At 59.0% G+C, this 10,569-nt stretch carries 7 protein-coding genes; 2 read left to right on the top strand and 5 right to left on the bottom strand.

Features of this window, described 5'->3' with window-relative positions:
* Nucleotides 1-33: 33 nt before the first annotated feature.
* From glgA to F568_RS0117975, 4 genes are all read right to left on the bottom strand, one after another.
* Nucleotides 34-1,614, bottom strand: a complete 1,581-nt coding sequence (gene glgA, locus F568_RS0117990) for a glycogen synthase GlgA (protein WP_019020158.1) — start codon at nucleotides 1,612-1,614, stop codon at nucleotides 34-36.
* Nucleotides 1,615-2,558: 944 nt separating this feature from the next.
* The gene (locus F568_RS0117985; protein WP_019020157.1) at nucleotides 2,559-3,236 is read right to left on the bottom strand and encodes a hypothetical protein; all 678 of its coding nucleotides are present in this window, start codon (nucleotides 3,234-3,236) and stop codon (nucleotides 2,559-2,561) included.
* Nucleotides 3,237-3,469: 233 nt separating this feature from the next.
* Nucleotides 3,470-6,649 (bottom strand): efflux RND transporter permease subunit, encoded by a 3,180-nt coding sequence (locus F568_RS0117980; protein WP_019020156.1) that lies wholly within the window; start codon nucleotides 6,647-6,649, stop codon nucleotides 3,470-3,472.
* Nucleotides 6,646-7,914 carry an efflux RND transporter periplasmic adaptor subunit gene (locus tag F568_RS0117975; protein WP_019020155.1) on the bottom strand — a complete coding sequence of 423 codons (1,269 nt, stop codon included), beginning with the start codon at nucleotides 7,912-7,914 and terminating at the stop codon, nucleotides 6,646-6,648. The genes F568_RS0117980 and F568_RS0117975 overlap by 4 nt, the downstream gene beginning before the upstream one ends.
* Nucleotides 7,915-8,041: 127 nt before the next feature.
* Here F568_RS0117975 and F568_RS0117970 point away from each other — a divergent pair, with 127 nt between their 5' ends.
* Nucleotides 8,042-8,659, top strand: coding sequence for a TetR family transcriptional regulator (locus F568_RS0117970; protein WP_019020154.1), 618 nt, complete (start codon nucleotides 8,042-8,044; stop codon nucleotides 8,657-8,659).
* Nucleotides 8,660-8,726: 67 nt separating this feature from the next.
* Nucleotides 8,727-9,638: an alpha/beta fold hydrolase gene (locus F568_RS0117965; RefSeq protein ID WP_019020153.1), complete on the top strand. Its 912-nt coding sequence runs from the start codon at nucleotides 8,727-8,729 to the stop codon at nucleotides 9,636-9,638.
* Between the two features lie 56 nt (nucleotides 9,639-9,694).
* Here F568_RS0117965 and F568_RS0117960 read toward each other — a convergent pair whose 3' ends face one another.
* Nucleotides 9,695-10,528, bottom strand: a complete 834-nt coding sequence (locus tag F568_RS0117960; protein WP_019020152.1) for a fructosamine kinase family protein — start codon at nucleotides 10,526-10,528, stop codon at nucleotides 9,695-9,697.
* Nucleotides 10,529-10,569: the final 41 nt, after the last annotated feature.

Below are 10,569 nucleotides of genomic sequence, written 5' to 3'. Positions count from 1 at the left end.
GCCTATTGCGGGAAGCGACCCGGGTCGTTCAGGTCATGGTGCGACAGCGTAGGTGTGTTGCTTCTCCTTGCCGGTCACCACCTTCCGATACAGCTGACTGTATGGCTCGATCGACTGACGCCAGTGATATCGTCCAGCCATGGCCGCACGCCGCATGGCATAGAACAGGTCGGTGGCTTGGAATACCGTCATGGCGCGCTGGATCGCATGAATGTAGCTTTCCAGTGTCATCTCATCGAATAGGAAACCGGTGACGCCATCCTCAATCGTGTCGGCCAGCCCCCCGGTACGGTGGGCGATCGGCAGCGAGCCAAAGCGCTGTGCGTACATCTGGCTCAGGCCGCATGGCTCAAAACGTGACGGCATCAGCAGGAAGTCGCTGCCGGCATACATGCAACGCGCCTCACCCTCATCGAATCCAATATTGACGCCAATCGAACCAGGGAAACGGGCCGCCAGGTTGCACAAGGCCTTTTCCACCGGCATCTCGCCCCGGCCGATGAAGACGATCTGCCCCCCGGCACGCACAATGGATTCCGCAGCACCGATGGTCAGATCCAGTCCCTTCTGGTGAACCAATCGCGACACCACCGCAAACAGCGGACCATTACTCACGCCGAGTCCGAACATTCGGCGTACATGCTCGGCGTTGGCCCGCTTGCCGCGCCAGTCATTCATGGCAAACGCCTGGGCAAGGTGGGTATCGGTACGCGGGTCCCACGAATCGTCTATTCCGTTGGGAATGCCGCTCAGCTGCCCTTTCTCGGCGCGCTGGGTGAGCAGCCCGTTGAGGCCGCAACCGAACTGGGGCGTAGTGATTTCCCGGGCATATGTGGCGCTTACCGTGGTGATGTGCGAGGCATAGACCAGCCCGGCTTTCATGAGCGATAGCTGGCCGAAGTACTCGACCTCGTGCATGTTGAAGGCATCGGCAGGGATTCCCAGCGCCTGACAACGCGAGACATCGTAAAGCCCTTGGTAGGCCAGGTTGTGAATGGTAAAAACACTGGGTACATCGTGCCCCCACCAATGCAAGTAGCCCGCCGTCAAACCGCAGGTCCAGTCATTGAGGTGAAGGAGGTCGGGTTGCCAGTCGAGACCGGCCTGGCCACTGGCAATCTGGGCCGCGGCCAACGACAGGCGGGCGAAACGAATATCGTTGTCCTCCCAACCGACCCCGGTTTCATCGCAGTATGGACTACCTTCGCGTTCAAAGAGTTCGGGGCACACCAGAAGGTAAACGGTCAAGCCATCGCTGCAGATGGTCTTGCCCAGTTCGCAGGGAGGTATGTCGGCATGGCCGGGCAGTTTGCCCAAAATCTCGATTTCGTGATCGGAGGCGATCATTTCCCGGTAGGCGGGAATCAGAATGCGCACGTCGTGGCGTGAAGCCAGTGCCCTGGGTAACGCCGAGGAAACATCACCCAACCCGCCGACCTTGACGAAGTCGGCAATTTCCGGTGTCACGAAGAGAATACGAAAGCTATCGCCGCCATCCATGGCAACCTGGCCATTCCACGCACGACGCCCCTGTGGAATGCCTGTATCCGATAAGTATCTGACAGGAGTATTTTCCTGAATCGAAGAAACACCATGCAACGCCACACTTCCCATGTTCGACCTCCCTGCTCGATTTACATGGCAATGAACCCTGGAATCAGAGTTCGTCATTGTTCCGCACTACCCTTAATCCTTTGTCCGTCTTCTTTTTCCCTAGAAGCCGGATGCTGCGCGTGCCAATCGTAACCTTCTAAATTTGTTAATTTTTAATTATAAAACCGAGCATTGGCCAACGTGGCTCTACCGCCTGCGCTTCGGTAGCGGCCAGCCATAAACCACTATCATCGAAGATATATAAGTCACTTGATGCGTAGCGGTCAAAGCACCTAACGAAATAGATTCAGCTGAAATAAAAGACAGTGTGCATTTAACCATTCGTTAACATTAATGCACCTGCTCGCTGACCAAGCATAGACTACGGCAAGCCTCCAGCTCTGGGGAAGTTCATATGCGTCGCTAAACATACCTAGCTTGACGATGGTCAAGAGTTGGCGATGTAGACTCCATCAACTTCGGTAGTGAAAAAATTCACCCAGGAAGACAAGAAAAAGCGCCACCACAAAAGTGGCGGCGCTGTAGGCAGGTTGGGCTGAGAGAATCGCGCGCCGGTCAGCCAGTCGAATGCTTCGGCTCGCCTTCTTCGCCCCCGTTCTCTGAAGTGGACCCCATCCGTTGGACCCACCTGACAGACGATTTAAGCTCTGAGCAGAGTGTCATCAGGCGTCAGGCTGCCCGGGTCAACGATCGAGCCTGCGTGACAAAAAATCCCGTTCCACCATTAGCTTGCTGAGCTCACGGTAGAGCGCGCCTGGAGGCGTCATCCTCTATGAAATGCGCAGGGCGCGGCACTGAGCGCAACAAGAGCGCCGGGCCTTTCGTCAGCTCCGGCTCCAAGCCTCCAATACAGGCTTCTGGAAGCGCAGCGGAGTATTCCTGCTGTCGCTGTTGCCGATCGGGTGCTGTTGTGAGCACGATAAGACAAGGAAGCTCGGTCTGCATCAATGTGCCGTATGCCCCCCATGATGTTTTCGCAGTAGGCCCATTTTGCGCAGGCGGGTATGCGCATCGAGATACTCCTGCTGCGGAACGGAGCGGTAGGTATCCTCGTCGGCCAGGTACTTGACCAAGACACGCCGCTCACTTGGCATGCAGCAATCTCGACGCTTGCCGTGTAACGTTACGATGAAATCACTATCATCCTCCAGCGTGGCCCGACAGAGACCGGATTCATCCGGCGCTTCCTGCACAATTACTGTCTCGCCCAGCAGCGCCCGGGTAGAAGTATTTCGAGACTGATGGCAGCGATGTTTCAATGCCTGACAGGTTGCCATACTCAGCGGTGCCGCGATGGCCAGGACCGCCCAAAGAATCACCAGACCTAGCGGGGCACGCCATATGCCTAATGATAGGTGTCGCAGCACAAGCCATTCCAAGGCAAAGCCAATCAACGTGCCGTACAGCAACAGTGCGGTCAGCGCGATGGATGCCGGCACTCCACGAAACCCCAGTGACACCATGGTACTGGCGAGGTGGTCGTCACGAAGGCTGTCATGCTCGAAGAATTCGACAGGCGCCAGACCTACCGCTACCAGCAACCAGTAGGTGGCAACCAGACACAGCAGACCTACTAGGATAATAAGGGGAAAGCTCAGGACTGTCTGAACGAGAAGTTCCATGACGCACCTCCACAGCAACGCTGATTGAGGAGTAAGAGACGTTTGTGTCCGTGAATACTGACGGCCTGTCAATGGACTCCTTGGCTATGGATTAATCTCAACTTGCCCTACTTTCAGGGTAGTTAAGTCCGATGGTTCAACCGGTAGACTTTCGTAGAGGGCTACAGAATTCGATAGCTTTTTAAACAATAAAGCCAAGGCTTTCGCCTTGGCTTTATTGGATGGTTTATCAGTCAGCCTCGATTATGCTCAGGATCCCCAGTCGGCTCACCCTCCTTCCCGCGCTTGCGTGCCAGCCAGTCCGACACGTGCGCGATCATGGCGTAAAAGCTGGGTACGAAGAAGCTCGCCAGTATCGCCACCGAAAGCATGCCCACCGCCACCGTCGTACCGATATGGTGGCTACTGGTGTCACTGGCGCCGGTCGCTATGGCCAGCGGTAGCGTGCCGAGGATAAAGGCCAGCGAGGTCATGACGATCGGGCGGAAGCGCAGCTCCGCCGCCGTCACCGCCGCTTCTTTGATCGTCTGGCCCATCTCCTTGCGCTGCAGTTCGGCAAACTCGACGATCAGGATGGCATTCTTCGCCGCCAGGCCGACCACCACCAGCATTCCGACCTCGACATAGATGCTAGTATCCAGGCCGCGCAGAACGATCCCGCCAATAGCGCCGAGAAACGCGAAAGGCACTGCCGTCAGTACCGCGAGCGGCAAAGACCAGCTCTCGTACTGGGCTGACAGGATCAGGAACACCATGATGATACCAAAGGCGATGGCCAGGGTGGCGGCATTGCCGGCGCTGGTCTCCTGGTAAGCCGTCCCCGTCCAGCCCATGCCCCAGTCATCTCCCAATACCTCGCTGACGACTTCTTCCATGACAGCAATCGCCTGTCCCGAGCTATACCCCTCGGCAGGGCCACCCTGGAACTGGGCACCATTATAGACACCAAAGCGCGTGACCACTGCAGGGCCTGCCTGGCGCTCCATGGTAACAAACTCCGACAGGGGAATACGTTCGCCGTCGCCGCCACGCACGAAGACCTTATTCAAATCGTCAGGTGTCTTGCGAAATTCATCCTCGTTCTGCAAAAGAACCTGGAAGTTACGGCTCTGATACGAAAAGTAGTTGACGAAACCACTTCCGAAGGTATTCGACATTGTCGCGTTGAGATCCTCGATCGCCACGCCATAGCTCAGCGCCTTCTGCTGATCGATATCAGCCTGGTACGAGGGTACATTGACGTTGAAGGTGGTAAACACCTGGTTCAGTTCAGGACGCTCATTAGCCGCCTGCATGACCTTCAGTGACGCTTCGTAGAGCTCCCGGGAACTGGCCCCGGCGAAGGATTGCAGGTAACCGGTGAAACCGCCGGTCGTGGACAGACCGATGATCGGCGGCATGTTGAAGGCCATCACTGTTCCGCCCTTTGTCTCGGCGCCGATCTGCATGATCCTGCCGATCAGCTCACTGGCAGTCAGGTCTCGCTCTTCCCACTGCTCCATGGCGATGAACATGATGCCGCGCGCCGTATTGACCGCGCTCGACAGCATGTCATACCCCGCCACGGACACGGCGTACCTTACGCCGGGAATCTGCTCGATCTCAGCACTCAGCTGCTGCATGTACTCGCTGGTACGATCCACTGACGCTGCATCAGGAAGCGAGACACTGGCCAGCACGAGGCCCTGGTCGGTTTCGGGAATCAGCGTCGAAGGAGTGCGCTCGTAAAGCCAATAGGAGAACATGCAGATGGCTACAGTCAAGGCCAGTGTCAGAACCCAGAACCTCACCAATACGCGCACCACCCACATATAGACTCGAGTCACCCAGGCAAAGAAGCGGTCGAACAGGCGGAATGGTGTGTGCAGGGCGTGCACCAGCTTCGAGTCGCCCATCTGGCGCTTACGCTTGATGAAGATTGCCGAGAGCGCCGGCGTGAAGGTCAACGCGATCAAGGCCGAGAAGGCCACGGAAACGGCAATAGTGATGGCGAACTGCTGATAGATCTGGCCGGAGAACCCCCCCAGGAAGGCCACCGGCACGAACACCGCCGCCATGATGAGTGAGGTGGCAATGACCGGGCCACCCACCTCCTTCATTGCCTGGATCGTGGCGTCACGTACCGAGATCGTCTCGTCCTCCTCGAGTACACGCTCGACGTTCTCCACTACCAGAATCGCATCGTCCACCACGATCCCGATCGACAGTACCAGCGCAAAAAGCGTCAGCAGGTTGATCGAGAACCCGAACATGTAAAGTCCGGCAAAGGTACCCACGATCGCGACCGGCACGACCGACATGGCGATAACCGTGAAACGCCAGTTCTGCAGGAACACGAACAGGATCACAGCGACGATCAGGAAGGCCTCGATGAAGGTATGCAGTACCGTCTCCACCGACGCATCGATGAACAGCGTGGTGTCGTAAGGAATAACGTATTCCATGCCCGGCGGGAAACGACCGTCAAGCTCCTGCATGGTAGCCTTGACGGCGTCGGCGGTCTCCAGCGCGTTGGCGCCGGGCTGCTGATTGATAATGATCGGAGTCATCGTCGCGCCGTTCAGACGCGCCTCGATACCGTAGAAAGACGCGCCCAGTTCGATACGTGCCACGTCCTCGAGATGCAGCGCTGAACCGTCCGGATTGGTGCGCAGATAGATATTGCGAAACTGCTCGGCATTCGACAGGCGGCCACCGGCAGTAATGGTATAGGTATAGGCGCGCGAGTCACCCTGTGGTGCCTGCGCCAAGCTGCCGGCGGGTACCTCGGTATTCTGCGCGCGGATGGTACTCGCCACCTCGGCCGGCGTCAGGTCGTACTGGGCCAGCTTGTCCGGGTCCAGCCAGATACGCATGGCGAACTCACCGCCACCCAGCACCTCGGCATTGCCCACGCCCGGCACCTGACGCAACTCGTCAAGGATGTTGAGTGTGGCGTAGTTCTGCATATAGATGTTGTTGTACTCACCGGAGGGCGAGGTCAGCGCGATTACCATCAAAATATCGCTTGAGCTCAGCTCGACATTCACGCCCTGTGACTGCACCGACTCCGGCAATTGCGACAAGGCCTGCTGTACCCGGTTGTTGACGTTGATGGTATTGATATCGCCATCACTGCCGATATTGAACGCCACATTCATGCTCATGGTGCCGTTATCGGCGCTGGTCGAGGTCATGTACAGCATGTTCTCGACGCCGTTGACGGCCTCGGCAATCGGTGCTGCTACCGTCTGCGCGACCGTTTCCGCGTCTGCGCCGGGGAACTGCGCCTGTACCGACACCGTCGGCGGCACCACGCTAGGATACTGTTCGATCGGCAATGCGCGCATCGCCACCACCCCGACCAGCGCAAGGATCAGCGAGATGACGGTGGCGAAGATCGGCCGGCTGATGAAGAAATTGGAGAAATTCATTCGTTTTCTTCCCCGTCACCCTCTGGCGCACCCGGACCCGCTCCCCCTTGTGAAGCGGCCTGCTCCACCTCGGCGGAGCCCTCACCTTCGCCCTCCTCGGCCTGGGCGGAAAGCTGCTCGGCATCGCCATCGAAGGGTTGTGGGTCGATGCTCGTGCCGGCCTCGATGCCGCCAGGATCGCTGACGATTACGCGATCACCCGGCTCGAGACCATCGGTGATAATCTCCCAGGGGCCAGCGGTCTCGCCGACCGTCACATTCCGCGTGCGCGCTGTGTTCTGCTCGTCCAGTACAAAGACCTGCGGGCCCATCAATCCCTGCGTCACGGCGATTTCCGGCACCGCCATGACGTCGAAGCGCTTCAGACCCTCGAGCCTGACACGCACGAACTGCCCGGGCAGGAAAAGCCCTTCGGGGTTGTCGAAGTGAGCACTGGCCTGAACGGTACTGGTGCTCTGACTGACCTGCGAGCCCAGAAAATCGAGACGACCTTCCAGTGGCTCTGGCGCGCTGCCACTGCGCGTCGGTAGTTCGAGTTTGGCGATGATTTCGGTCCTGCCTTCACGACGCTGGCGGCGCAGTTCGAAAGCGTCCTGTTGTGGCAGCTGGAAGCGCACTTCCAGCGGATCGAGCGGAGTAATGGTCGCCAACTCGGCCCCCGAGGTGACAAAGTTGCCGACGTTGACCTCGCTCAGGCTGATCTGGCCGCTGACAGGCGCGGTAACGTCGCTATAGTCGAGATCAATCTGGGCACTTTCCAGCGCCGCTTCGGCCTGCGCCACACTCGCCTCGGCAACGCGCAGCTGCGCGCGCGCCTCGTCACGCTGTTGCTCACTGACCGAGTTCTGACGCAGCAGGCGCTCGAAGCGTTCGGCATCGCGCCGAGCACGGCTGGCTTCGGCCTGGGCGCTCTGCAGGTCGGCCTCGCGCTGACGCACCGTTGCCTGGTAAACATCGGGTTCAATGGTGTACAAGCTCTCGCCCTTCTCCACCATTTCGCCTGGCTCGAAATGCCGCGCCTCGAGTGTCCCGGTGACGCGCGCGACCAACCTGACCTCGTTATCGCTGCGCAGCATCGCCGGATAGGATTTACCCAGCGGAATGTCCCGGAGCGACATTTCCATGACTTGAGCAATACGTGGGGGCTGCTGCTCTCCACCCTGCTCCTGAGCCTGGGAGGGTTCCTCCTCCCCACACCCGGCCATCGCCAACGCCATCAGCACCATGCCACTGCACAGCCCGCGTCCGCTCGTGAATAAGCGCATCGCCTATTTCCTTAGTCGAGTAATAATTGGGGCCAAGACTACATCCATACAACCATGAATGTAAATCTTCCGGCGTTACGTTATGATGCAGGATCAGTTATTCAGTCCCTAATGAGTCCTCGTTCTCATGGCCAGACGCACCAAAGCCGAAGCCGAAGCGACCCGCGAAGCCCTGCTCGACGCCGCCGAAGAGGTTTTTTACGGCAACGGTGTGGCACGCACCTCACTCGAACAGATTGCGCGTCATGCCGGCATGACCCGCGGGGCGGTCTACTGGCACTTCAAGAACAAGGCGGATTTGTTCCATGCCCTGCTCGACCGTGTGCGGATGCCCTTCGAGGAGTTGCTGGAAGAGGTTCGCTCCACCTCGGACGTCGAATCTCCCCTGGAAACCCTGCGTCTGGCGTGCCTGAACGGCCTTCCCCGCATCGAGCAACCCCATGCGCAACGCATCCATTCCATCCTCTTGCATCGCTGCGAGTTCTTTAGCGACATCAATCCACTGGAAATGCAGAATCGCTTGGTAAAAGAGTGCCAGGCTGGCATGCGCGAGCAGTTCCGTTATGCCTACGAACAAGGCCTGCTGGTGTCGCACTTGTCTCCCGATACGGCCTCGCGGTTACTGCAGTCCACCCTGAGCGGACTCATCCACGACTGGCTGCGCAATCCTGAGTGTTTTTCCTTACAAGAAGAAGGCAGCGAGCTGATCAATACCTTCTTCCGACTAATCCAGCGCACTCCATGAGAACTCGTATGTTGCAAAGCAGCGTAGTCACTACACTGCTTTTACGCACAGCGATTCGGGCTAGGACATGGATGCACTGGAGTTGGTTGAAATCAAGGCGCAGGAAATTGCCGTACGCATCTGGCATCCCCAGGCGCCTCGTACCTTAATCGCCTGGCATGGCCTGGCTCGGCACGGTGGTGACTTCGGCGGGCTAGCCCGTGAACTTGGCCCCGGCTGGCGGATAATCGCTCCCGACACACCCGGGCGCGGCCTGTCGAGCTGGTCACTGTTTCCGGCGCACGACTACCTCTACGAACGCTACATGCAGCTCGCCCTGGCCCTACTCGATCATTTTCGTCTGACCCAGGTCGCGTGGCTGGGAACTTCCATGGGAGGCTTGCTGGGCATGTTGCTGGCCGCCTCCGAACAGGGACGCGATCGCATCGAGCGCCTCGTCATCAACGATGTGGGTCCCGAGATCGAAGCCGACGGTCTCAGCGACCTGGCCAGCTACTTCAGCGTTCCCCATTTCTTTCCCACGTTTGGGGCCCTGCTGAACGAGGTCAAGTCGCATTACACCGGCTTCGGCATAGACAACGAGGACGATTGGCGCCGCCTGGCCCTGGATAGCGCTCGCCGCTTACCCGGCGGTACCTGGACGTTTCACTACGATCCGCGTATCGCCAATCAGTTTATCCACGATACGCCCCGTGATCTGTGGGCGGATTGGCGCGCCATCCACTGCCCGCTGATGGTCATCCGCGGCGAATTCTCCCCCCTGCTCAGCGAGACTACAGTCGAGCGCATGAAAGAGATTCAACCGGGCATGGCATCACTGACCGCCGCTGGTTGCGGTCATGCCCCCTTGCTGGACCGTGCCGCGCAGGTCGCACCGATCCGAAAATTCCTGGAACGTCCCGAGACTACCGAAAGCCGGCCGCGCAAAACCACCGACTGGTGGCAGCGACTCCGACGCAAGCTGGTCTCGACCCGCTAAGTCCTCTGCATCGTCATGCTGCAAGCCGCCTTGCCGGGCTGACACGGCAACACCGATTACAGCAGCCCGGCAATGGTCCGCTCCACCGCGCTGCGATAGCCGCTGCCGAACAACAGCAGGTGATTGAGCAAGGGATAGAGCTGGAACAGGGCCTGTCGGCGCATCCAGTCATCCGGTGCCGGCCCGTCCCAATACGCCTCGAAAAACGCTGCCGAAGGCGAACCGAACAAGGTCAGCATGGCCAGGTCCACCTCGGGGTAATGACGATAAACGGCCGGATCAATGATCGCCGGGCCGCGTGTCGAATGGAGTACGTTGCCCGACCATAGATCGCCATGCAGCAGGCTGGGCCTGGTATCGGGTAGCCATTCCTCGAGCCGCTCAGCGACGCTGTTCAGTGATTCCAACGTCGCCTTGTCCAGCAACCCTTTATCGTGGCAGGCCCGTCCCAGCGGCAGCAGACGGCACTCTCGCTGAAACACCCGGCCGTCATCACGAGGAGTGTTGGGCTGCGGCGTAAGCCCGCAGGCATTGTCCCGCTCCCAGCCATGTGTGTCGCCAGTTACTGCATGAAGCTCGCGCAGCCCCTCACCAAGCGCTCGATCGTCGCGGCGCCCACCTTTTGTTTCCAGCGCTTCCATGACCAGCAGATCGTCATCGAGCCCCAGGACATCCGGCACTACCAGGGATGTCCCGGCTGCACGCAATGCCTGCAATCCATCGGCCTCACCGGCCAGGCGCTGGGCATCGTCCTGCTTAAGCACCACGACACCCTCGCGGGTTTCCAGACGCCATACCGCAGCGATGTCACCGCCGGACAGAGGCGTCGGTTCGCCAGAGGCGGTCAGACCCAGCGTTTCCAGGCGTTCACGCCAATGTCTAGGCGCCATGACTTTTCTCCTTGACTGTCGTTGCATGACTCGGGCTTTTT

Source organism: Modicisalibacter luteus DSM 23508, assembly GCF_000378505.1.
GTDB lineage: Bacteria > Pseudomonadota > Gammaproteobacteria > Pseudomonadales > Halomonadaceae > Modicisalibacter > Modicisalibacter luteus.
Note: the sequence above shows the minus strand (reverse complement) of the source record. Positions and strands in the feature narration are given on the sequence as shown.

Excerpts from the sequence above, each read along its gene's own strand:
- glgA (WP_019020158.1), bottom strand. The coding sequence starts at position 1,614 with ATGGGAAGTGTGGCGTTGCATGGTGTTTCTTCGATTCAGGAAAATACT.
- F568_RS0117985 (WP_019020157.1), bottom strand. The coding sequence starts at position 3,236 with ATGGAACTTCTCGTTCAGACAGTCCTGAGCTTTCCCCTTATTATCCTA.
- F568_RS0117980 (WP_019020156.1), bottom strand. The coding sequence starts at position 6,649 with ATGAATTTCTCCAATTTCTTCATCAGCCGGCCGATCTTCGCCACCGTC.
- F568_RS0117975 (WP_019020155.1), bottom strand. The coding sequence starts at position 7,914 with ATGCGCTTATTCACGAGCGGACGCGGGCTGTGCAGTGGCATGGTGCTG.
- F568_RS0117970 (WP_019020154.1), top strand. The coding sequence starts at position 8,042 with ATGGCCAGACGCACCAAAGCCGAAGCCGAAGCGACCCGCGAAGCCCTG.
- F568_RS0117965 (WP_019020153.1), top strand. The coding sequence starts at position 8,727 with ATGGATGCACTGGAGTTGGTTGAAATCAAGGCGCAGGAAATTGCCGTA.
- F568_RS0117960 (WP_019020152.1), bottom strand. The coding sequence starts at position 10,528 with ATGGCGCCTAGACATTGGCGTGAACGCCTGGAAACGCTGGGTCTGACC.